Here is a 24,052-nt window from a genome sequence, read left to right on the forward strand (position 1 = left end):
ATCATGGCCAAGACCTTATATCAGAAATTATACGATGCCCACGTGGTGCATGAAGCGCCAAACGAGACGCCGCTGCTGTATATCGATCGACATCTGGTGCATGAAGTGACCTCACCGCAGGCCTTCGACGGTCTGCGTGCCATGGGGCGCAAAGTGCGTCAGCCGGGCAAGACCTTTGCCACCATGGATCACAACGTGTCGACCCAGACCAAAGACATCAACGCCAGTGGCGAGATGGCCCGCATTCAGATGCAAGAGCTGATCAAGAACTGCGCAGAGTTCGGCGTCTCACTGTATGACCTGAACCATCCCTTCCAGGGCATTGTCCACGTTATCGGCCCTGAGCAAGGCATGACGCTGCCGGGCATGACCATCGTCTGTGGCGACTCCCATACCGCCACGCACGGCGCCTTTGGCTCGCTGGCGTTCGGTATCGGTACTTCGGAAGTGGAACACGTGCTGGCAACCCAAACCCTGAAGCAGGGCCGCGCCAAGACGATGAAGATTGAAGTCACCGGCGAGGCCGCAGAAGGTATCACCGCCAAAGATATCGTGCTGGCCGTGATCGGCAAAACCGGCAGCGCTGGCGGTACTGGCCACGTCGTTGAATTTTGTGGCAAAGCGATCGAAGCGTTGAGCATGGAAGGCCGCATGACGCTGTGCAACATGGCGATTGAGATGGGTGCCAAAGCTGGCCTGGTTGCGCCAGACGACACCACCTTCAATTACCTGAAAGGCCGCCAGTTCGCTCCTACCGGGGAAAACTGGGAGCAGGCCGTGGCCTACTGGCGCACCATGAAGTCCGACGCCGAAGCCAAATTCGATACCACCATCACCCTGCGGGCGGAAGATATCGCACCACAGGTGACCTGGGGCACCAACCCTGGGCAGGTTATCGCGGTCGATCAGGCGATCCCAACCCCCGATTCCTTTAGCGATCCGGTGGAACGTGCCTCAGCTGAAAAAGCGTTGGCTTATATGGATCTGAAACCCGGCATCAAGCTGACTGACGTCGCAATCGATAAAGTGTTTATCGGCTCTTGCACCAATTCACGCATCGAAGATCTGCGTGCCGCAGCCGCCATTGCCAAAGGCCGTAAAGTGGCCGCAGGCGTGCAGGCAATTGTGGTGCCAGGCTCCGGCCCGGTCAAAGCGCAGGCGGAAGAGGAAGGTCTGGACAAGATCTTTATCGAGGCTGGTTTCGAATGGCGTCTGCCAGGCTGCTCCATGTGCCTGGCGATGAACAACGACCGTCTGAACCCAGGCGAACGCTGTGCCTCAACCAGCAACCGTAACTTCGAAGGGCGTCAGGGCCGCGGTGGGCGTACCCATCTGGTCAGCCCGGCAATGGCTGCCGCTGCTGCCGTTACCGGCCATTTTGCCGACATCCGTGAATTGCATTAAGGAGCACCAGCGTGGCTAAATTTACTCAACATACCGGCTTAGTGGTGCCTCTGGACGCAGCCAACGTCGATACCGACGCCATTATCCCGAAGCAGTTTCTGCAGAAAGTCACCCGCACCGGTTTCGGCCAGCACCTGTTCAACGACTGGCGCTTCCTGGACGACGCGGGCCAGCAGCCAAACCCTGAGTTTGTGCTGAACCTTCCGCGCTATAAAGGGGCCAGCATCCTGTTAGCCCGGGAAAACTTTGGCTGTGGCTCATCCCGTGAGCACGCACCATGGGCACTGACCGATTACGGCTTCAAGGTGGTGATTGCACCAAGCTTTGCGGATATCTTCTACGGCAACTCGTTCAACAACCAGCTGCTGCCGGTCACGCTGAGCGAGCAGGATGTGGATACGCTGTTTAAGCTGGTTGCAGAGCACGAAGGCACGGAGTTCGTGGTCGATCTGGAAAACCAGACGGTGAATGCCGGAGGCAAAAGCTACCCGTTTGAGATCGACAGCTTCCGCCGCCACTGCATGATTAACGGCTTGGACAGCATTGGCCTGACGTTGCAGCACGAAGCGGAGATTTCCCGCTACGAGGCGCAGCAACCGGCGTTTCTGAACTAAACCTCAGCCTCACCTGCCGCCCGGCGGGTGAGGCTTTCATCAACATCACCAATAACCCAGCCACTTCCACCATACTCCCCCGATCAGTGCCCAGATCAGCAGGTTGACCACGCTCATGATAAAGCCGGTTTTCCACCATTCCCCCAGGGTGGCATAGCCCGACCCAAAGATGATCGGCGCGGTACCGGTGGCATAATGTGTTAACGACATCATCAGTGAAGACGAGAAGGCCAGGATCAGGCCAAGCAGAGCCGGTGGTGCACCAAGGGCAATACCTGCGGCAAAGAACGCGGCGAACATGGCGGTCACGTGCGCGGTGGTACTGGCAAAGAAGTAATGCGAATAGAGATAGACGAGCGTTAACAAAATGGTCCCCCCGACCCAGCTCATCCCCATATGATCGATACCCGAGCCTACCGTTTGTGACAGCCAGCCAATCAGACCCAGTTTGCCGAGATAGGTCGCCATCATCACCAAGGCGGCAAACCAGACCACGGTATCCCAGGCCCCTTTGTGCTTCAACACGTCGTCCCAACTGAGTACGCCGGTTGCCAGCAGGATCGCCAGACCAATTACCGCAGCCGTCGTCGGGTTAACTGCCAGTGCAGGGCCAAAAATCATCGCCGGAACCCCGGCCCACATCACCAGCAACAGAGCAAACACGCCCAGCGTGATCTTCTCTGGCAGGGTTATCCGCCCCAGAGTTTGCAGTTTATCCTGCGCAAACAGTGGCGCATCCGGGGTGCTCTTGATTTCCGGTGGATAAAGCCAATAAACCACCAGCGGCATGACGATCAGCGAACAGATTGCCGGTATCAGCGCCGCTACCGCCCACATGCCCCAGGTCAGTTCAAACTCGGAACCGGCCCCTTTGGCGATCAGATTGACAATCAGCGGGTTAGGCGCAGTTGCGGTGATAAACATCGCCGAGGTGATCGGGTTGATGTTGTAGTTCACCAGCGAGAGATAGCGGCCAATCTTGCCGGAGGTATTCAGCTCGGGCTTGGAGCCAAAACTGTCCGCTATCGATTTCATTATCGGGTGGATAATCCCGCCGCCACGGGCGGTATTGCTCGGCGTAACCGGGGCCAGCACGGTTTCCGCCAGGGTTAACGCATAAGCGATCCCCAGCGTTTTTTTGCCAAACAGCGAGATAAAGTAGTAGCCAATGCGCGATCCCAGGCCGGTTTTATTCAGGCTCAGAGAGATCATGATCGAGAAACCGATCAGCCAGATGAGTTGGTTGGAGAACCCACTCAGTGCATCGTCCAGCGCGGCCCCCGGCTTGCCAGGGTTGGTCACTCCGGTCACAGCCACCAGCGCAATGGCAATGATGGATACGGCGCCGATCGGCATCGCCTTGCCGATAATGGCAATGATGGTCCCGATAAACAGGGCCAGCAAATGCCAGGCATTCGGTGCCACCCCTTCTGGAACAGGGATCACAAACCAGATCAGCAAAGCGGCGATAACGGCACAGAGGGAGGGAACGGGTTTGAGCGGCGTTAGTTTATCCATAACATACCCACTTTTATCAACGGGATCGGCATCTTAATAGCAAGATGGATAAGAGCGTGAAGCTCACGCTCTGAGTCCGTTTATCTTAGTGAGAATGGAGCGGTTTTCTCAATGATATGTATCAACTAACCGGGTGTTACAGCTCACACTTCGCGAACTTTGGCACTCATCCACAGCGCCAGGATGGCAAGCAGAGTAATCAGGTAGTAAACCGCATAGTGCCCAAAGTTTTCTACCAGCGCGCCTTGCAGTACACCGGCCAGGATCACCCCGGTCGAAATGCTGTTGGTAAACATGGTGGTCGCGGCACCGGGCCGCCCCGGCATCAAATCCTGAAAATACAACATGCCGATCCCGGCAATAATGCCGATAAACACCGCGTTGAACAGCTGCAATATCATCAGGGCCGACTGGAACTTGAACAACACCAGCCCGGCATAAAACAGCACGCCTGCCGCCACCGCAAACAGCATCATATTGCGTTTGCCAAAGCGTTTGACGTAATAACCCGCCAGCAGCATAGCCGGGATTTCCAGCCCGGCGGCGGTGCCCATCAGCCAACCTGCCAGCCGTTCAGGCAAGCCCAAATCGGCGGTGATGTACAGCGGCATATCGATGATATACATGGTGTTGCAGGTCCACATCAGCATCGAAGCCACAAACAGCAGGCGCACATCGGGATCGCGCCAGGCGCTGATTGGCGCAATAGGCGGAGAATCTACGCTGATCTCAACGTCGGCACGGGGCACCGAAGGCAATATCAGCCACACCAGCAGCACGCTGACGGCAAAAATCAGCGCCGCAATCATAAACATCACGGTAAAGCCGTAGTTCAGTGCCAACATAAATGACAGCGGCGGGCCGATCACCCAGGCCAGTGAAAGCTGAGCACGCATCACCGAACTGAACATCACCACTTCACGTGCCGAGCTGTCCGCATACTCACGCGCCAAGGCAAAAATCTGCGGCATGGCGGTATTGGCAATCGCGGCCAGCAGCACGCCTACGGTGATCAACGTCAGATAATCACGGTTGAATGCAAACAACAGGCTATTGGCCAGCGCCATGGCACAGCACACCAGGATCAGCTTGCGCCGATCGCCACGGGTATCCGAACGCTTGGCCAACAGGAAGCTGACGATGATCCCGGCGATGGCATTCACGGTATAGAACATGCCTACCCATAGCGGCCGCACCTTTACCTCGGTGGTCAGAAACAGGCTTAGCGTGGGGGCTTGCAGCGCTCCAGCAATGCCGGTCAGGAAGGCTATTAGCAGGAAGGCGGCAAAAACGGGATTAAAACGGCGCGGTAACCAGCGTCTGAAATTCATAGCGATATCCCTATCCAGAAATAAAGAAGGCTATGCTACAGAAGGAAAATTGCCGAAGGAAGTAAAGACGGCAGATAAAAATGCCAGTGGGTAACCCCACTGGCTGGTGAAAAGCACCATTACTCAGAAACACTTTTGCGGTGAACGTCAGATACGCTCACGGTATTGCTTGTCGCTCAGCGTGGCGATGTCCCACTGGGTCAAGTGGGCCAGCATCTCCAGCCGCGCCTGTTCAGGGACCACCTGCAGCCAATCGGCCTGCTGGCGGCGGATGGCGGTGAAATAACGCTGATAAAACTGTTTAGTTAACAGAACCGTCATTTGTTATCCCTCCGCTGATTCAACTGCCCTCATTATCGGCGTAATATAGGGAAAGATAAATTGACGACTTGATGCCAGAGAGTTCCTCTTTTATGTCCACCTCACGCCTGCAACAACAGTTCATTCGCCTGTGGCAACGCTGCCATGGCCAAACCACCGAAACCACGCTGCAAGAGTTGGCAGAGGTACTCAGCTGTTCCCGCCGCCATGTTCGTTCGCTGCTGGGAGCCATGCAGCACGAGGGTTGGCTGACCTGGCAGGCCGAGTCCGGCCGGGGTAAACGTTCACAGCTCAGCTTTCACTACACCGGATTGGCACTGCAACAACAGCGCGCCGAGGAACTGCTGGAACAGGATCGCATCGACCAACTGGTCCAACTGGTGGGCGATAAAGACGTAGTACGCCAAATGCTGCTTTCCCAGCTGGGGCGCAGCTTCCGCCAGGGGAAACATATCCTGCGCGTGCTCTACTATCGTCAGCTTTACAACCTGTTACCCGGTTCGGCACTGCGTCGTTCAGAAACCCACCTGGCAAGACAGATTTTCAACGGCCTGACACGGGTAAATGAGGAAAACGGGGAACTTGAGCCCGATCTTTCACATCATTGGCAAACGCTCACCCCTTTACACTGGCGCTTTTATCTTCGCCCGGCGATCCATTTTCATCATGGCCGTGAGCTGGAAATGGAAGATGTTATCTATTCACTCAACCGCCTGATCCCACAACCGCTATTTTCACATATCGACAGGATCGTCTCACCTACGCCCTATGTCATCGATGTATATCTGCACACGCCGGACTATTGGCTGCCCTGGCTGCTGAGCAGCGTACATGCCATGATCCTGCCGCGCGAATGGCAGAACCTGCCGGATTTTGCCCGCCATCCGATTGGCACCGGCCCCTATCGGGTGATACACAACAACCAAAGCCAGATGAAAATTCATGCCTTTGACGACTACTTTGGCTATCGTGCCCTGATCGATGAGGTCAACATTTGGGTATTGCCGGAAATCACCGAAGAGCTGGCGCACTCCGGCGTACAGTTACAAGGGGATGATACCGGCAGGAACGAGCTGGAAAGCCGCCTCGAAGAAGGCTGTTATTTTCTGTTGTTCGACCAGCGTTCGGCACTGGCGGCCGATCCGGCAATCCGCAGTTGGTTAAGCGAACTGATCAACCCTATTGCTCTGCTGAGCCACGCCGGGCCGCTCTACCAACGTTACTGGGCTCCGGCCTATGGCATTCTCCCGCGCTGGTTGCATAATCGTGTGCTGGGGCAGCAGCCCAAGCCTCCGGGCTTAACCGAATTGACCCTGACCTTCTATAACGAACACTCCGAGTTCCACGCAATCAAGCAGGCTATCGCCTCTCTACTAGCCGAACAGGGTATCAAACTCAATGTGCAGGCCGTGGATTATGAAGTCTGGCATAAGGGCAAGGCGCAAAGCGATCTGTGGTTAGGCAGCGCCAACTTCACCCTGCCGCTGGAGTTTTCTCTGTTTGCCACGCTGTACGAATTACCGCTGATACAACATTGTCTGACGGAGGATATCGCGCAGGATGCCGCTCAGTGGCGGGAAAATCGCCTGTCCATGGCCGAGTTTTGCCAGCGCCTGGTCAGCAGCCATCAGTTGCATCCGTTATTCCATCACTGGCTGCAACTGCATGGTCAACGCAGCATGCGCGGGGTACGGATGAATACCCTCGGTTGGTTCGATTTTAAATCTGCGTGGTTTGCGCCACCGGAAGCATAATCGCCTTTCACCCACGCCCCTAAGCCTCTACAATAGCGCCGACTCAACGGGGTGCGGAGAACAAGCCAATTTTTGGCCAACGGTTTTCCGCTGAGAGCACACCCGTCGAACCTGATCCGGTCAATACCGGCGGAGGGATTTGAGCATGGCGCGTTAGCCTTCGTTAACCCAGCCCTCAGATACCTTTGCCCCTTTACTATTAGGAGTGCAAAGTGGTCAAAAAATACCTGCCCTGTTTATTATTGCTAGCGGCGATGCCCGTCCTGGCCAAGCCAACGCTGACGGTCTACACCTACGACTCTTTCGCTGCCGACTGGGGCCCGGGCCCAGCGGTAAAAAAAGCCTTTGAGGCCGAATGTGACTGCGAATTGAAATTCGTGGCGCTGGAAGACGGCGTATCGTTACTCAACCGCCTGAGAATGGAAGGCAAGAACAGCGCCGCCGACGTGGTTTTGGGCCTGGACAACAACCTGCTGCAAGCCGCGCAGCAAACCGATCTGTTCACCGCCAGCCAAGTCGATACTAGCAAGCTCACCGTTCCCGGTGGCTGGCACAACCAGACCTTCGTTCCCTACGACTATGGCTACTTTGCTTTCGTCTACAACAAAGACAAGCTGAAGAACCCGCCGACCAGCCTGAAAGAGTTGGTGAGCAGCGACCGCCCCCTGAAGATCATCTATCAGGATCCGCGCACCAGCACACCTGGCCTTGGCCTGCTGCTCTGGATGCAGAAAGTGTATGGCGACGAAGCACCGCTCGCCTGGCAACAGTTGGCGAAGAAAACCGTCACCGTGACCAAAGGCTGGAGTGAAGCCTACGGCCTGTTCCTGAAAGGGGAAGGCGACATGGTACTGAGCTACACCACCTCCCCCGCCTACCATCTGATCGAAGAGAAAAAAGACCTTTATGCGGCGGCCAGCTTCAGTGAGGGGCACTACCTGCAAATCGAAGTCGCTGGCAAGCTAAAGGCCAGCAAACAGCCAGAACTGGCCGAGCGCTTCATGCAGTTTATGGCCTCCCCGGCCTTCCAGAACACCATTCCTACCGGAAACTGGATGTACCCGGTGATCAAGACGGAACTGCCTGCCGGTTTTGAACAGATGACCGTGCCGCAAACGGCATTACAATTCAGCGCCGAGGAAGTGGCACAACAGCGTGGTAACTGGATCCGGGCATGGCAAACCGCCGTCAGCCACTGATCCCCCGCTGGTTATGGCCGGGGCTGATGGCCGCCGGTCTGATCCTGCTGATCGCGTTGGCGGCCATGGGCTCGCTGTGGCGTCATGCGCCCGAAAGCGATTGGCGTAGCCTGTGGCAGGACAGCTACCTGTGGCACGTGGTGCGCTTTACCTTTTGGCAGGCGCTGCTCTCCGCCGTAATCTCGGTAGTGCCTGCCATCTGGCTGGCCCGGGCGCTGTACCGCAGACGTTTCCCTGGCCGCAACCTGCTGCTGCGCCTGTGCGCCATGACGCTGGTGCTGCCGGTGCTGGTGGCGGTGTTTGGCATGCTGAGCGTCTACGGCAGGCAAGGCTGGCTGGCAACGCTGTGTGGTTGGCTGGGCGTGAACTACAGTTTTTCGCCTTATGGTCTGCAAGGTATCCTGCTGGCGCATCTGTTCTTCAATATGCCGCTGGCCACTCGCCTGCTGCTACAGGCGCTGGAGAACATTCCCACCGAGCAGCGACAACTGGCCGCGCAGCTGGGGATGAACGGCTGGCAGCAGTTCCGCTTTGTGGAATGGCCTGCGTTACACCGCCAGATCTTACCCAGCGGCGCACTGGTATTTATGCTGTGTTTTGCCAGCTTTGCAACCGTGCTGTCGTTGGGCGGCGGGCCGCAGGCTACCACCATAGAACTGGCGATCTATCAGGCCTTGAGTTACGACTACGATCTCAGCCGCGCTGCGCTGCTGGCGCTGATCCAACTGGCCTGCTGCCTGGGGCTGGTGGTGCTCAGCCAGCGTTTGAGCCAGGCTCTACCGGTTGGCCATACCCACGCCCAGCGCTGGCGCGATCCGCAGGACAGCCTGGGGCGGCGCATTAGCGATACGCTATTGATTGCCGCAGCGCTATTGTTGCTGTTGCCTCCGTTGCTGGCGGTGATCATCGACGGTGCCAACCAAACGCTGGTCACCGTGCTGCAACAGCCCATTCTCTGGCAGGCCCTGTTCACCTCACTGCGCATCGCACTTGGGGCGGGTATTTTATGTGTCGTATTGACCATGATGCTGCTGTGGAGCAGCCGTGAACTGAAGCTGCGGCAACGGGCCGCCTGGGGCCAAACGCTGGAACTGAGCGGCATGGTGATCCTGGCGATGCCGGGTATTGTGCTGGCTACCGGTTTCTTCCTGTTGCTAAGCGATACCACTGGGCTGCCGCAGTCGCCGTATGCGCTGGTGATCCTCACCAATGCGTTGATGGCGGTGCCCTACGCGCTGAAAGTGCTGGAAAATCCGATGCGCGATCTGGCCGAGCGTTATAATCCGCTCTGCTTATCGCTGGATATCCACGGCTGGCAGCGGCTGCGCTGGATCGAGCTGAAAGCGTTGCAACGCCCGCTGGCGCAGGCTCTGGCTTTTGCCTGTGTGCTGTCGATTGGCGATTTCGGCGTGGTAGCGCTGTTCGGCAACGAGCAGTTCCGTACTCTGCCTTTTTATCTCTATCAGCAGATTGGCGCATACCGTAGCAACGATGGGGCCGTGACCGCCCTGCTGCTGCTGTTGCTCTGTTTCCTGCTGTTTACCCTGATTGAACGTTTACCGGGCCGCCATGCTGACGCTTGAAAAACTGACCTATCTATATGAACACCTGCCGATGCGTTTTGACCTGCGCATTCAGTCGGGAGAACACGTCGCGGTGCTGGGCCCTAGCGGCGCAGGCAAAAGTACCTTGCTCAGCCTGATCGCGGGTTTCCTGCCAGCGGCCAGCGGCAAACTGTGGCTCAACGGAAGCGATCATACCGCTTCGCCACCGGCCAAACGCCCGGTGTCGATGCTGTTTCAGGAAAACAACCTGTTTGCCCACCTGACGGTCAGGCAAAACATCGGCCTGGGGCTGGATCCTGGCCTGCACCTAACCGCCGCCCAGCAGGAACAACTGGCACAGATTGCCCAGCAGGTCGGGCTGGAAGAACATCTGCAACGCCTGCCGTCGCAGCTTTCCGGCGGGCAGCGGCAACGGGCAGCCTTGGCGCGTTGCCTGATCCGCCAGCAGCCGATCCTGCTGCTCGATGAGCCTTTCTCTGCACTCGATCCGGCACTACGCAGTGAGATGCTGCAACTGCTGCAAAACGTCTGCGACCAGCGCCAACTCACACTGCTGATGGTGTCACACAATCTTGAGGATGCTGCCCGCATCGCGCCGCGTACCTTGCTGGTCGTGGATGGGCGGATTTATTACGACGGCCCGACCCAGGCGCTGGTCAGCGGCAGCGCACCGGAGGCCCAGGTGCTGGGTATTCTGGTTAAACCGTGATCTACCACGCGTTTTTTATGCTGAACCAATAAACCTGTTGTGCGAATTTTGCACCTGTGGTTTTATAAAATTCTGTTTTTTACTATTGATGATAAGGCTCCCTGTGATCGCATCCTCGCTGACCTCGACCCTACTAACAACCGCGCTACCAGCCGCGGTGGTCGTCGTGCGTGTGGTGGTGGTCGTCGGCAACGCGCCGTAGGGTCCGAATCAACGCATCGATTCCCAAACCCCGCCGGCGCAAACCGGGCGGGGTTTCTTGTTTTAGTCCCCCTGCCCAGAAAAGCTAACCGGCCCAGAGAAAAGGATAGGCACATGGCAACTTCGGGCACGCCACACCAAGGCCAACGTATTACCGGCGCACAGCTGATCGTGCATCTGCTGGAGCGTCAGGGTATCACCACTATTGCAGGCATTCCCGGTGGCGCAGCGCTGCCGCTGTACGATGCTCTGAGCCAAAGCACCGTCATCCAGCACGTGCTGGCCCGCCACGAGCAAGGGGCCGGTTTTATGGCGCAGGGCATGGCACGTACCAACGGCAAGGCGGCGGTCTGTATCGCTTCCAGTGGCCCGGGAGCCACCAATCTGGTGACCGCTATTGCCGACGCCAAGCTCGATTCAATCCCGCTGGTGTGTATCACCGGCCAGGTATCATCCTCGATGATCGGCACCGATGCCTTCCAGGAAGTCGATACCTACGGTATCTCTATCCCCATCACCAAATACAACCATCTGGTCCGCGATATCAGCGATCTGCCACAGGTGATCTGCGACGCGTTCCGCATTGCCGAATCCGGCCGTCCAGGCCCGGTGTGGATCGACATCCCGAAAGACGTGCAAACCGCCGAAATTGAGTGGGATTCATTACCGCCAATGGCCGTACCCGACGCCCCACCGGCCTTTGACAGTAAGCTGGTTGAACAGGCTGCGGCCATGATCAATCAGGCCAAGCGGCCTATTCTGTATCTGGGTGGCGGCATTATCTGCGCAGAAGCCCATAAACCGGCGCTGGAAATGGCCGAGCTCTCCAACCTGCCAACCACCATGACGCTGATGGCATTGGGCGCAATGCCGGTAGAACACCCACTGTCATTAGGCATGTTGGGGATGCATGCCGCGCGCAGCACCAACTTTATACTGCAGGAAGCCGATCTACTGATCGTGTTGGGCGCCCGTTTCGACGACCGGGCAATCGGTAAAACCGAGCAATTCTGCCCGAACGCCAAGATTATCCACGTGGACATCGACCGTGCCGAACTGGGCAAGGTAAAACAGGCCAATATTGCCATCCATGCCGACGTCGGCCAGGTGCTGCAACAGCTGTTACCGATGATTGAAGCACAGCCGCGTACCGAATGGATGAACACCGTTAACGATCTGAAGCGTGAATTCCCGATCAACATGCCAAATGTGGCAGACCCATTGAGCCATTACGGGCTGGTTAAGGCCGCGGCACGCTGCGTGGACGAAAGCGCCATTATCACCACCGATGTAGGCCAGCATCAGATGTGGGTAGCCCAGGCTTATCCACTGAGCCGCCCGCGCCAGTGGCTGACCTCCGGCGGTTTGGGCACCATGGGCTTTGGTTTGCCTGCTGCGATTGGTGCAGCCCTGGCAGAGCCTCAGCGCAAGGTGCTGTGTTTCTCCGGTGACGGCAGCCTGATGATGAATATTCAGGAGATGGCGACCGCCGTTGAGCATAATCTGGACGTGAAAATCATCCTGATGAACAACCAGGCCTTGGGGTTGGTACACCAGCAGCAGACGCTGTTCTATCAACAGCATATCTTTGCCGCCACCTATCCAAAGCGTACCGATTTCCTGAAAATTGCCGCCGGTTTTGGCCTGGACACCTGCGATTTGAATGCCGAGCCAGATCCACAGGCTGCGCTGCTGGCAGCGATCCAACGCCCTGGCCCTTGCCTGATCCACGCGCTGATCGATATCAACGAAAAAGTCTACCCAATGGTGCCACCAGGTGCCGCCAACATCGAAATGATTGGAGAATAAGCCATGCAATCACTACAAAAGAATCCACAGGTGATCCTGGAGTTGGAGGTACGGAACCATCCGGGCGTAATGACCCACGTTTGCGGCCTGTTTGCCCGCCGTGCCTTTAACGTGGAAGGTATTTTGTGTATGCCGCTGAAAGATGGGACCCAGAGCCGCATTTGGCTATTGGTGGCCGACGATCAGCGCCTGGTGCAGATGATCAGCCAGGTTGAAAAGCTGGAGGATGTATTACAGGTGAAACGCCATAACGAAGATATGCGGGTGTTTGAGCAGTTGGAGGCGTTCTTCCAATAAGCTTTGGCGGCTGAATGTTAAAGGCCGGGAAGTGGTTAGCCCCCGGCCTTAGCTACGTTTCCGTTATCAGTTCAGTAACTGAAGCACATAACGGATCAGTTCCAGTAACGCGATCAGCGCCCCAAGAACGATGATTGCCTTATCGATATCAATCACCCGTTTTCTCCATAACATGGAGTGAGCCACCGCCGCTTACCCTTACATTGCCTGTCACAGCGCAGCACTCAGTTGTTAGATGGGTGCAGTCTTACTCCGGCCAGAGCGCCGGATAACGGCACCATCCGTACACCCGACCAGGACTTGAATGTGTACATGCGCATACCGAAGTAAAGACAGCAGCAGAGCTAACCTGCTGATTATATCTTAACCAATTCAGGGCGCGACATAACAGATTTCCGATTTCTGCGTTTTTGACATTGAGGACGATCGACGATAAAATCAACTACGTTAGATGGGTGCTGTCTCATCCGGTCAGAGTGACCAACTCCAGCCCGGGAAATAAAAAAACCGACCTCACCAGTCGGTTTTTTTACGCCTGACATCAGCCCGCCAGCACTTTCCACAACAGGTGTCGATATACCGGCATCAACGCCTGCTGATGCATGTAATAGAAACACACCAGCGCCCCTCCCCAGCTAGCAATACAGGCCAACCTCAGCCGCTTCGGCGTTAGCCAGCGCGTCAGCTTATCGGCACTGCGCTTTCCTTCACGCCACCAGCGCCAACTCAGCCAGGCCGCCAGCCAGACCAGCACCACCACGCCAAACAACAGCCATTTGAACAACGCGCTGTTGGCGCTAGCAGGAATATCGATCGCGACTCCCGCCAGAATACCAGGGAAGAAATAGACCGGTGGCCAGGTCAGGCAACCGATGATATTTGGCAGGGCAAATTTGTAGGGAGGAAGATCAAGCATGCCGGCCACCATCGGCACCAGCGGGCGCGTCGGGCCAACAAAGCGACCGATCAAAATGGTAACGATACTGTGCTGATGCAGCGCATGCTCGGTTTTATCCAGCATCGCCTTGTTCTTTTTCAGGAACGACCAGCGGTGCAGCGGCCCCTTGAAGGCCCGGCCGATAAAGTAGGAGATCCAATCCCCCAGCAGACAACCGACAATACCCGCCCCCCAGGCCATATAAAAGTCCACCTGCCCGCTGCCGATCAGTGCGCCAATGCTGGCCATCATCACCGTGCCCGGCAATAGCAAACCGACCAACGCCAGCGACTCCAGGAACGCCACCAACATGACCACCACCAGGGTGAAAGCCAATGACTGGGTGATCAACTGCTGTAAATAGGCTTCCATTAAACCTCTGTTGGTAAGCTAAACGTATGGGCGAAGGATTGTCCGGCGCGGGCCAGGGGGAGTCAATCGTTGAATTGTATGTAGATTTAGCCAATCGGGCCAGTGATAGACAATTACTGTATAAAAACCCATACTATAAACACCTATAGAACATCGATGATCAGGAACTAGTGACATCTCTACAGCAGGGTTTCTTACTCACTCGCCATTGGCGTGATACGCCCGCCGGTACCGAAGTTGAGTTCTGGCTGGCAACCGATAGCGGGCCACAACGGCTACGGCTGGCCCCACAGACCTCCGTGGCATTCATTCCCGCCGAACAGCGTCAGCGGGCCGAGTTGCTGCTGCGTGAAGAGCGTCATGTCGAGCTGAAACCCCTGCCGCTGCAGGATTTCCACTCCCGTCCGGTGATGGGCCTTTATTGCCGCCAGCATCGTCAGTTGATCAAGTTGGAAAAGCTGCTCAAAGAGGGCGGCGTCAACGTATTTGAGGCCGATATCCGCCCGCCAGAACGCTATCTGATGGAGCGCTTTATCACCGCTCCGGTGTGGTTCAACGGTCAACCCGACGGTCATGGCCTGTGGCTCAATGGCCAGATGAAGCCTGCCCCAGACTACCGCCCCACTCTAAAGCTGGTATCACTGGATATCGAAACCACCGCCCATGGCGAGCTTTACTCCATCGCGCTGGAAGGCTGTGGCCAGCGCCAAGTGTATATGCTCGGCCCTGCCAACGGCGGCACTGAGGTGCTGGATTTCGAGCTGGAATATTGCAACAGCCGCCCACAGCTGCTGGAACGCCTGAATCAATGGCTGGAGCAGCACGATCCCGACGCCATTATCGGCTGGAACCTGGTGCAGTTCGATCTGCGGGTACTGCAAAAACACGCCGAGCGGTATCAGATCCCCCTGCGCTTTGGCCGTGGCGGTAACCTGTTGGAGTGGCGCGAGCACGGCTTTAAGCAAAACCACTTCTTCGCCTCGGCCTCCGGGCGATTGATTATCGACGGTATCGAGGCGCTGAAGTCGGCCACCTGGAACTTCCCGTCCTTCAGCCTGGAATATGTGGCGCAAACGCTGCTTGGGGAAGGGAAATCGATCGACAATCCTTACCAGCGGATGGCGGAAATAGACCGCCGTTTTGCCGAAGATAAACCCGCTCTTGCCCGCTATAACCTGAAAGACTGCGAGCTGGTGACGCGCATTTTCGCCAAAACCGAACTGTTGACCTTCCTGCTTGAGCGCGCCACCGTGACCGGCCTGGCGGCCGATCGCAGCGGCGGTTCGGTGGCGGCCTTCAACCACCTTTATATCCCGCGCATGCATCGTCAGGGCTATGTGGCCCCCAACCTTGGGGAGTTGCCGGAAGAGCACAGCCCCGGCGGCTTTGTGATGGATTCACAGCCCGGCCTGTATGATTCGGTGCTGGTACTGGATTACAAAAGCCTGTATCCGTCGATCATCCGCACCTTCCTGATCGATCCCGTCGGGCTGGTAGAAGGCATGCAGCACCCGGATGATGAAAACTCGGTGCCGGGTTTTCGCCAGGCTCGTTTCTCCCGCACCAAACACTGCCTTCCCGAGATTGTTCGCCAGATCTGGCAGGGGCGCGAAGCGGCCAAACGCCACAACAACAAGCCGCTGTCGCAGGCGCTCAAGATCATCATGAATGCCTTCTACGGCGTGCTGGGATCGAGCGGCTGTCGCTTCTTCGATCCCCGGCTGGCTTCTTCGATCACCCTGCGCGGCCATGAGATCATGCGCCAGACGCGAGAGTTGATCGAAGCTAAAGGTTACGAGGTGATCTACGGCGATACGGACTCGACCTTTGTCTGGCTGAAAAAGGCCCACAGTGAACAGCAGGCCGCCGAGATTGGCCGCGAGCTGCTCGATCACGTCAATCAATGGTGGCATCAGCATCTACAACAGCAATATGGGCTGGAAAATGCGCTGGAGCTGGAGTTTGAAACCCACTACTCCCGCTTTTTAATGCCTACCATCCGCGGTGCCGAGCAGGGCAGCAAAAAACGCTACGCAGGGTTGATCAGCAAACCGGACGGCAGTGAAGAGATGGTGTATAAAGGGTTGGAAACGGTACGCACAGACTGGACCCCGCTGGCGCAGCAGTTTCAGCAGCAGCTCTATCAACGCATCTTCAAGCGCCAGCCCTATCAAGACTTTGTGCGCGATTACGTGGCCAAAACGCTGAACGGCGAATTTGACGACCGGCTGGTGTACCGCAAACGCCTGCGGCGCAAGCTGGATGACTATCAACGCAATGTCCCGCCACACGCCCGAGCAGCCCGCCTGGCCGATGACTATAATCGTCAACAGGGGCGGCCGCTGCAATATCAGAACGGTGGCTGGATCAGCTATGTAATGACGCTAGCCGGGCCAGAGCCGTTGGAAACCCGGCAATCCGCGATCGATTACGACCATTATCTCGAACGCCAGCTGCAACCGGTAGCAGACGCTATACTTCCCTTCCTGTACGACGATTTTTCGGCGTTGGTAACCAGGCAGATAGGCCTGTTCTGAGCGGTCAAAGCTGGGGGTAATACCACCCCATGGGGAAACCCTTTCTTTTTACTGGTGTTAGTCGGCATTTGGGAAGATAAAATCATCGGGTTTTACAGGTGACGAATGCGCCGCCTTCCATTACCATAGCGCCCTTCCCAAATTCTGAACCACTATTCACAACATCGTTGTCGCCATGCCGTCACCAGACGTCTGGCGTAACAGGCTATTACCCGCTAAATGAAAATAAAGCTCGCCAACCGGTAACAACGCGGTGGCAGGCAAGATGCCGGGAATAGCAAGCAGTTGAAACAGGTTACCCAGGGCTTATCTGCCGGGTAGCAAGACTTACTTAATAAGAATCGAGCCGACAAACTATGCCTTTTACACTTGGTCAACGCTGGATCAGCGATACGGAAAGCGAATTGGGACTGGGAACCGTGGTAGCACTTGACGTGCGCATGGTCACCCTGCTTTTCCCCGCAACCGGTGAAAACCGCCTCTATGCCAGAAACGACTCGCCAATCACCCGCGTGATGTTTAACCCGGGCGACACCATCAGCAACCACGAAGGCTGGCAGTTGCAGGTGGAGGAAGTCAAAGAGGATAACGGCCTGTTGACCTATATCGGCACGCGTCTGGACACCCAGGAAAGCGGCGTCGCTATGCGTGAAGTGCTGCTGGACAGCAAGCTGACCTTCAGTAAACCGCAAGACCGCCTGTTTGCCGGTCAGATTGACCGCATGGATCGCTTTGCGCTGCGTTTCCGCGCCCGCAAATACCAGAGCGAGCAGTATCGCCTGCCGTTCGCTGGCCTGCGTGGTATGCGCGCCAGCCTGATCCCGCACCAATTGCATATCGCCTACGAGGTCGGCCAGCGCCATGCACCGCGCGTTCTGTTGGCCGATGAAGTGGGCCTAGGTAAAACCATCGAAGCCGGGATGATTATTCATCAGCAACTGCTGGCTGGCCGCGCCGAACGCGTGCTGATCGTGGTACCGGAAACCCTGCAACATCAGTGGCTGGTTGAAATGATGCGTCGCTTCAACCTCTATTTCTCACTGTTTGACGATAGCCGCTATTCCGAAGCGATGCTCGACAGCAGCAACCCGTTCGAAACCGAACAGTTGGTGATCTGCTCGCTGGATTTCGTGCGTCGCAACAAACAGCGCCTTGAGCAGTTGGCCGATGCCCACTGGGATCTGCTGGTGGTAGACGAAGCTCATCATCTGGCCTGGAGCGAAGACGCGCCGAGCCGTGAATATCAGGTGATTGAACAGTTGGCGGAGCACATCCCTGGCGTACTGTTGCTGACGGCAACTCCGGAGCAGCTTGGCCAGCAAAGCCACTTTGCCCGCTTGCGCCTGCTGGATCCCAGCCGTTTCCATGACTACCAGGAGTTTGTCACCGACCAGCAGAAATACCGTCCGGTAGCCGATGCGGTGACGCTGCTGCTGAGCGGCGAGCGTCTGGCAGATGACAAGTTGAACCTGCTGGGTGAGCTGATCGACGAGCAGGACATTGAGCCACTGCTGAAAGCGGCCAACAGCGATACCGACAACAGCGAACAGGCGCGCCAGGAACTGGTCACCATGCTGATGGATCGCCACGGCACCAGCCGCGTGCTGTTCCGTAACACCCGTAACGGCGTAAAAGGCTTCCCACGCCGTCACCTGCACCAGATCAAACTGCCGTTGCCAACGCAATATCAGACGGCGATCAAGGTGTCCGGCATCATGAGCGCCAAGAAAACCGTCGAAGCCCGCGCCCGCGACATGCTCTACCCAGAACAGATTTATCAGGAGTTCGAAGGGGAGAATGCGACCTGGTGGAACTTCGATCCGCGCGTTGAGTGGCTGCTGGATTATCTGGTCGCCAACCGTCATGAGAAAGTGCTGGTGATTTGCGCCCAGGCCGCGACCGCTCTGCAACTGGAGCAGGTGCTGCGCGAGCGCGAAGCGATCCGCGCCGCCGTGTTCCACGAAGGGCTGAGCATTATCGAACGCGATCGCGCCGCCGCCTACTTCGCTTCACAGGAAGAAGGCGCGCAGGTACTGCTGTGCTCCGAAATCGGTTCGGAAGGGCGTAACTTCCAGTTTGCCAGCCAGATGGTGATGTTCGATCTGCCGTTCAACCCGGATCTGCTGGAACAACGTATTGGCCGTCTGGATCGTATTGGCCAGATGCACGACATCCAGATCATGGTGCCGTACCTGGAAAACACCGCTCAGGCCGTGCTGGGCCGCTGGTTCCATGAAGGGCTTGATGCCTTCGAGCACACCTGCCCTACCGGCCGGCCGATTTATGACAGCTGCTACGAGCAACTGATTGGCTACCTGGCCGCCCCTACTGAGCAGGAAGGTCTGGACGAGTTTATCCATGCCTGTAACCAGCAGCACAAACAGTTGAAAACGCAGCTGGAACAGGGCCGTGACCGTCTGCTGGAAATGCACTCCAACGGCGGTGACAAAGCGCAGGCACTGGCGGAAGCCATTGCGGCGCAGGACAATGACGTTAACCTGGTGAGCTTTGCACTCAACCTGTTCGATATCGTCGGTATCAATCAGGAAGACCGCAGCGACAACCTGATCGTCCTGACCCCGTCCGACCATATGCTGGTACCGGACTTCCCTGGGCTACCGCAAGATGGCTGCACCGTGACGTTTGATCGCGAGCAGGCACTGTCGCGTGAAGATGCCCAGTTTGTCAGTTGGGAACACCCGATTATCCGCAACGGGCTGGATCTGATCCTCTCCGGCGACACCGGGAGCTGTGCGGTTTCTCTGTTGAAAAACAAGGCACTGCCGGTGGGCACCCTGCTGGTCGAACTGGTGTATGTGGTTGAGGCCCAGGCCCCTAAACACCTGCAGTTGACCCGCTTCCTACCGCCAACGCCGATCCGCATGTTGATGGATCGCAAGGGAACCAACCTGGCGGCACAGGTCGAGTTCGAAAGCTTTAACCGCCAACTGAACGCGGTCAATCGCCACACCTCCAGCAAGCTGGTCAATGCGGTGCAGCAAGAAGTGCACGTGATGCTGCAACAGGCAGAAAGCCTGGTGGAAGAACAGGCGCGCGCCCTGATCGAACAGGCCAAGCAAGAGGCCGATGACAAGCTGAGCACCGAGCTGGCACGTCTGGAAGCCCTGAAAGCGGTTAACCCGAATATCCGTGATGACGAAGTCGAAGCGCTGGAGTTCAACCGCAAGCAGGTGCTGATTAACCTCAACGAAGCGGGATGGCGGCTGGATGCTATTCGCCTGGTAGTGGTGACACACCAGTGATCCACACAACGGGGAGCCTTGGCTCCCCGGTTTGCCCTTCTCAGCGGAGCTAACATGGAACCTTACAATCCCCCGCAAGATCCGATGCACGTGCTGTATCAGGATGAGCACATCATCGTGGTCAACAAACCTAGCGGACTGCTTTCCGTGCCTGGCCGTGCTCCGGAGAACAAGGACAGCCTGATGACGCGTATCCAGGCAGACTTTCCGGCGGCAGAATCCGTGCATCGCCTGGATATGGCTACCAGCGGGGTGATCGTGGTGGCATTGAACAAGGCCGCCGAGCGTGAGCTAAAACGCCAGTTCCGCGAGCGCGAGCCGAAAAAATGCTATATCGCCCGCGTGTGGGGGCATATGGCACAGGATGAAGGGTTGGTGGATTTACCGCTGATTTGCGACTGGCCGAACCGGCCCTTGCAGAAAGTGTGTTTCGAAACCGGCAAGGCTGCGCAGACCGAATATGTGGTGCTTTCCCGGGACCCGGATGGCAGCACGCGGGTCAAGCTGCTGCCCATCACCGGGCGCTCACACCAATTGCGCGTGCATATGCTGGCATTGGGTCACCCCATTCTCGGCGATGGCTTCTACGCCCCGCCAGAGGCCAAGGCGATGGCACCGCGCCTGCAACTGCACGCACAAGAGTTGCGTATCACCCATCCCGCGTTCCAGACACCGATGCATTTTCGCGTAGAGCCGGATTTCTGAGTTTTTAAGGGCGCCGCACACGGCGCCCTTAACGACAACTACTTGAAGCCCTTCTCGCGTTTGATTAGGTCGTAGGCGGCCTGGATCTCCTGCGCTTTCTGTTTCGCCATCTCCATCATTTCCGGCGGCAATCCCTTGGCGACCAACTTATCCGGGTGATGCTCGCCCATCAGCTTACGATAGGCACGCTTGATGGTGGTGGCATCGTCGCTGCTGTTCACTCCCAGCACCTTGCAGGCATCTTCCAGCGTCGGGCCACGTTGCGCCTGCTGGTAGCCGCCCTGGGAGTATCCCCCTTGCTGCCCCTGCCAACTGCCGCCGCCAAACTGACGCCCTCCTTCGATCATACTGAGGAACTGATCGAACTGAGCGCGGGAAATGCCCAGCTCTTCGGCGATCACATACAGCACCTGGCGTTCATTCGGATGCAATGAACCGTCGGCAAACGCGGCCTGGATTTGAATTTCCAGAAACATCCGAATCAGATCAAAGCGACCAAAACAGATGCTGCGCAACTGCTGCAAGGTTTCACGCAGCGGGAACTGGCTGTGCTTGCCTTCGCGGAACGCTTGCTGCGCCGCGGTACGGGCTTCGCCATGCAGCTGCAGGCGGTCCATAAACAGGCTGGCTATCTGGATATCGGCTTCGGTCACCCGCCCTTTCGATTTGGTCAGATGCCCCATAACCTGAAAGGTAGTGCGAAAAAATAACGTCTGCCGCGTTTGCTGGTCGGTAAAGAAGCCCCGGCTGCGCTTGTTATTACGTGCGGTGTCGATCATATGGCCAACGATCAACCCCAGCACGACACCCCAGAATCCGCCGCCAGCCCAAATGGCGACAATCACTCCGAGCAGTTTTCCCCAATACTGCATATACTCCCCAACTATCAAACCGTAATAAGCTGTGTATCCCTATCGGTACGAGCAAGGGTTAAGGCGATTTTTTCCAAGAATTCGATTATCATACCTGTCATTTATCTCTGCGCCTAACGACGACGCAATCGAACGGCAGGATTTAACACTAGCGCAACGCTGATGAGTGATATAGTCTCTGACCGTTTGCCGGACATGACGCCTCTGATGACGGAACACCAATACCGCGTATGAAAAAAAGTTTCCCAACACTGCTGGCCACGTTGATTTGGACGGCAATTTATAGTCAGCACGCGCTGGCAGATCTGGCCGAGCAATGTATGCTCGGCGTGCCTGTTTACGATAAACCGTTGATCAGCGGCGACCCCAACAGCCTGCCGGTCACCATCATTTCCGATGATTCAGAAGCCAACTATCCGAACAACGCGCTGTTCACTGGCAACGTCAACGTCGAACAGGGCAACAGCACCCTGACGGCGAAGCAGGTTGAGCTGAAGCAGACGCAAAAAGATGGGCTACCGGATCCGATCCGTACCGTTACCGCCACCGGTGACGTGAACTACGCGGATAATCAGATCAAACTGAAAGGCCCTAAAGCCTGGTCAAACCTGAACACCAAAGATACCGACGTCTATCAGGGCGACTATCAGATGGTAGGTCGCCAAGGGCGTGGTGACGCCGACAAGATGAAGATGCGCGGCCAAAACCGCTACACCATCCTGGAAAACGGTACCTTCACCTCTTGCCTGCCTGGCGATAACAGTTGGAGCGTAGTGGGCTCCGAAGTGATCCTCGATCGCGAAGAAGAAGTGGCCGAAGTGTGGAACGCCCGCTTCAAGATTGGCAAGGTGCCGGTGTTCTACAGCCCCTATTTGCAGCTGCCAGTGGGCAATAAACGCCGCTCCGGCTTCCTGATCCCCAATGCCAAATATGGCAGTAATAACGGCTTCGAGTTCATGCTGCCGTATTACTGGAACATTGCGCCAAACTTTGATGCCACCATCACCCCGCATTACATGACGAATCGTGGCCTGCAGTGGCAGAACGAATTCCGTTATCTGCTGCAACCGGGTCTGGGCACCATGGCCTTCGACTGGCTGCCAAGCGATAGGCAGTTCGAAAAAGACCATGGGGATGTCGACGACAGTAAGCGTTGGCTGTTCTACTGGGGCCATAACGGCGTAATGAATCAGGTGTGGCGTTTCAACGTCGACTACACCAAGGTCAGCGACCCTTATTACTTCACCGATCTGGACTCCAAATACGGCTCCACCACCGATGGCTACGCCACGCAGAAGTTCAGCGTCGGTTATGCCGATGAGAACTGGGATGCTACGTTGGCTTCCAAGCAGTTCCAGATCTTCAGCGGGGTGGGCAACCAAAACGCCTACCGTGCACAGCCGCAGTTGGATCTCAACTACTATAAATCGGATATTGGCCCGTTTGATTTCCACACCTACGCCCAGGTTGCCAACTTTACCAGCGTCAACCCAAATAACCCGAAAGCCACTCGTTGGCATGTAGCACCGGCGATCAATCTGCCGTTGGCCAACAGTTGGGGTAGCCTGAATACCGAAGCCAAACTGATGGCGACGCATTTCCAGCAGACCATCCCGAACGGTTTTGCCGCCGACTATGCTAGCCGTAACCCGGGGAGCCCGGTTCCCGATCTGGAAGATTCGGTCAACCGCGTACTGCCGCAGTTCAAGACCGACGGCAAAGTGGTGTTCGAACGCCCAATGGATTGGTCAGAAGGTTTTACCCAAACCATTGAGCCGCGTATGCAGTACCTGTACGTGCCTTATCGCGACCAAAGCAACATCTATACCTATGACTCAACCCTGCTGCAAACCGACTACTCAGGCCTGTTCCGCGACCGTTCCTACAGCGGCCTTGATCGTGTCGCCTCGCAGAACCGCGTAGCAGCCGGTGTCACCTCGCGTATTTATGATGAAGCACTGGTTGAACGTTTTAACGTATCCGTAGGTCAAATCTACTACCTCAGTCGCTCGCGGACCGGGGATCAAAGTAGCAACTTTGATAATAGCGATGATACCGGCAGCGTCGTCTGGGCTGGTGACACCTATTGGAAGATTGACGATCGCTGGGGCCTGCGTGGTGGTGTGCAATACGACACCCGTCTCGATAGCGTCGCGTTAGGCGACGCGGTTGTGGAATATCGTCAGGATCAGAATCGCATGGTGCAGTTGAACTATCGTTATGCCAGCCCGGAATATATTTCGGCAACCCTGCCGGATATCAGCAACCCAGGCTATCAGGACGGTATTTCACAGGTCGGTATGGTGGCCAGTTGGCCGATTGCCGATCGTTGGGCGGTGGTCGGGGCGTATTACTACGATACCCGTGCGAAACAAACCGCCAACCAATTGGTCGGCCTGCGTTATAACACCTGCTGCTGGGCGGTTAACGTGGGTTATGAGCGCAAGATCACCGATTGGGACAACGGCAATCAGGTCAGCAAGTACGATAACAAAGTTTCATTCAACGTCGAGCTGCGCGGTTTGAGCAGCGATCACAGCCTTGGCACCAATGAAATGCTGCGCTCGGGTATTCTGCCTTACCAGCGCGCATTCTGATATTGATTAACGAATTGAAAAAAAACAACTTTCACCCGCATTTGCGG

19 protein-coding genes and 1 riboswitch are annotated in these 24,052 nt (G+C 56.7%); of the genes, 13 read left to right on the forward strand and 6 right to left on the reverse strand.

Translation table 11 applies throughout. From position 1 onward, the window contains the following. Window positions 1–3 precede the first annotated feature (3 nt). Both leuC and leuD read left to right on the forward strand, forming a co-directional pair. Window positions 4–1,404, forward strand: coding sequence for a 3-isopropylmalate dehydratase large subunit (gene leuC, locus ACMV5H_RS03625; RefSeq protein WP_021179306.1), 1,401 nt, complete (start codon window positions 4–6; stop codon window positions 1,402–1,404). Between the two features lie 11 nt (window positions 1,405–1,415). Further along, window positions 1,416–2,018 (forward strand): 3-isopropylmalate dehydratase small subunit, encoded by a 603-nt coding sequence (gene leuD, locus ACMV5H_RS03630; RefSeq protein WP_024483541.1) that lies wholly within the window; start codon window positions 1,416–1,418, stop codon window positions 2,016–2,018. Between the two features lie 45 nt (window positions 2,019–2,063). Here the strand turns inward: leuD and ACMV5H_RS03635 are convergent, their stop codons facing one another. From ACMV5H_RS03635 to sgrT, 3 genes are all read right to left on the reverse strand, one after another. Continuing rightward, the gene (locus ACMV5H_RS03635; protein ID WP_094982153.1) at window positions 2,064–3,536 is read right to left on the reverse strand and encodes a DASS family sodium-coupled anion symporter; all 1,473 of its coding nucleotides are present in this window, start codon (window positions 3,534–3,536) and stop codon (window positions 2,064–2,066) included. Between the two features lie 143 nt (window positions 3,537–3,679). Further along, window positions 3,680–4,867: a sugar efflux transporter gene (locus tag ACMV5H_RS03640; RefSeq protein WP_094982154.1), complete on the reverse strand. Its 1,188-nt coding sequence runs from the start codon at window positions 4,865–4,867 to the stop codon at window positions 3,680–3,682. Window positions 4,868–5,014: 147 nt separating this feature from the next. Continuing rightward, complete coding sequence (gene sgrT, locus ACMV5H_RS03645; RefSeq protein WP_071682170.1) at window positions 5,015–5,188, reverse strand: glucose uptake inhibitor SgrT; 174 nt, start codon at window positions 5,186–5,188, stop codon at window positions 5,015–5,017. Between the two features lie 92 nt (window positions 5,189–5,280). On the opposite strand from sgrT, the gene sgrR reads away from it, so the two are divergent. The 7 genes from sgrR to ilvN all read left to right on the forward strand — a co-directional run bounded on the left by sgrR (window position 5,281) and on the right by ilvN (window position 12,722). Further along, window positions 5,281–6,942 carry an HTH-type transcriptional regulator SgrR gene (gene sgrR, locus ACMV5H_RS03650; RefSeq protein WP_414821471.1) on the forward strand — a complete coding sequence of 554 codons (1,662 nt, stop codon included), beginning with the start codon at window positions 5,281–5,283 and terminating at the stop codon, window positions 6,940–6,942. Window positions 6,943–6,979: 37 nt separating this feature from the next. Then, window positions 6,980–7,098, forward strand: a riboswitch (TPP riboswitch). A 56-nt stretch (window positions 7,099–7,154) separates the two neighbouring features. Beyond that, complete coding sequence (thiB, locus tag ACMV5H_RS03655; protein WP_115159063.1) at window positions 7,155–8,141, forward strand: thiamine ABC transporter substrate binding subunit; 987 nt, start codon at window positions 7,155–7,157, stop codon at window positions 8,139–8,141. Further along, window positions 8,117–9,724 (forward strand): thiamine/thiamine pyrophosphate ABC transporter permease ThiP, encoded by a 1,608-nt coding sequence (gene thiP, locus ACMV5H_RS03660; RefSeq protein WP_414821472.1) that lies wholly within the window; start codon window positions 8,117–8,119, stop codon window positions 9,722–9,724. Before thiB ends, thiP begins: the two co-directional genes overlap by 25 nt. After that, window positions 9,711–10,415 carry a thiamine ABC transporter ATP-binding protein ThiQ gene (gene thiQ, locus ACMV5H_RS03665; RefSeq protein WP_115159061.1) on the forward strand — a complete coding sequence of 235 codons (705 nt, stop codon included), beginning with the start codon at window positions 9,711–9,713 and terminating at the stop codon, window positions 10,413–10,415. Before thiP ends, thiQ begins: the two co-directional genes overlap by 14 nt. An 88-nt stretch (window positions 10,416–10,503) precedes the next feature. Next, complete coding sequence (ivbL, locus tag ACMV5H_RS03670; protein WP_193569011.1) at window positions 10,504–10,617, forward strand: ilvB operon leader peptide IvbL; 114 nt, start codon at window positions 10,504–10,506, stop codon at window positions 10,615–10,617. Between the two features lie 113 nt (window positions 10,618–10,730). Continuing rightward, window positions 10,731–12,425 (forward strand): acetolactate synthase large subunit, encoded by a 1,695-nt coding sequence (ilvB, locus tag ACMV5H_RS03675; protein ID WP_414821473.1) that lies wholly within the window; start codon window positions 10,731–10,733, stop codon window positions 12,423–12,425. A gap of 3 nt (window positions 12,426–12,428) precedes the next feature. Next, window positions 12,429–12,722, forward strand: coding sequence for an acetolactate synthase small subunit (gene ilvN / locus ACMV5H_RS03680; RefSeq protein ID WP_414821474.1), 294 nt, complete (start codon window positions 12,429–12,431; stop codon window positions 12,720–12,722). Between the two features lie 66 nt (window positions 12,723–12,788). Here ilvN and dinQ read toward each other — a convergent pair whose 3' ends face one another. Next, window positions 12,789–12,896, reverse strand: coding sequence for a damage-inducible type I toxin DinQ (gene dinQ, locus ACMV5H_RS03685; protein ID WP_102026040.1), 108 nt, complete (start codon window positions 12,894–12,896; stop codon window positions 12,789–12,791). Window positions 12,897–13,263: 367 nt separating this feature from the next. Beyond that, window positions 13,264–14,031, reverse strand: coding sequence for a DedA family protein (locus tag ACMV5H_RS03690; protein WP_021179284.1), 768 nt, complete (start codon window positions 14,029–14,031; stop codon window positions 13,264–13,266). A gap of 170 nt (window positions 14,032–14,201) precedes the next feature. Between ACMV5H_RS03690 and ACMV5H_RS03695 the strand changes: the two genes are divergently transcribed. The 3 genes from ACMV5H_RS03695 to rluA all read left to right on the forward strand — a co-directional run bounded on the left by ACMV5H_RS03695 (window position 14,202) and on the right by rluA (window position 20,536). After that, entirely contained in the window at window positions 14,202–16,568 is a 2,367-nt protein-coding gene (locus ACMV5H_RS03695) for a DNA polymerase II (protein WP_414821475.1), read from the forward strand. A 356-nt stretch (window positions 16,569–16,924) separates the two neighbouring features. Then, complete coding sequence (rapA, locus tag ACMV5H_RS03700) at window positions 16,925–19,831, forward strand: RNA polymerase-associated protein RapA (RefSeq protein WP_024483551.1); 2,907 nt, start codon at window positions 16,925–16,927, stop codon at window positions 19,829–19,831. 54 nt (window positions 19,832–19,885) lie between these two features. After that, complete coding sequence (gene rluA, locus ACMV5H_RS03705) at window positions 19,886–20,536, forward strand: bifunctional tRNA pseudouridine(32) synthase/23S rRNA pseudouridine(746) synthase RluA (protein ID WP_059199722.1); 651 nt, start codon at window positions 19,886–19,888, stop codon at window positions 20,534–20,536. A 38-nt stretch (window positions 20,537–20,574) separates the two neighbouring features. Here the strand turns inward: rluA and djlA are convergent, their stop codons facing one another. Beyond that, window positions 20,575–21,408, reverse strand: coding sequence for a co-chaperone DjlA (gene djlA, locus ACMV5H_RS03710; protein WP_021179279.1), 834 nt, complete (start codon window positions 21,406–21,408; stop codon window positions 20,575–20,577). Window positions 21,409–21,638: 230 nt separating this feature from the next. On the opposite strand from djlA, the gene lptD reads away from it, so the two are divergent. Then, window positions 21,639–24,005 carry an LPS assembly protein LptD gene (lptD, locus tag ACMV5H_RS03715; RefSeq protein ID WP_414821476.1) on the forward strand — a complete coding sequence of 789 codons (2,367 nt, stop codon included), beginning with the start codon at window positions 21,639–21,641 and terminating at the stop codon, window positions 24,003–24,005. Window positions 24,006–24,052 lie beyond the last annotated feature (47 nt).

It is taken from the genome of Serratia sp. N21D137 (genome assembly GCF_047530005.1).
In the GTDB taxonomy this organism is placed as follows: Bacteria; Pseudomonadota; Gammaproteobacteria; order Enterobacterales; family Enterobacteriaceae; genus Chania; species Chania fonticola_B.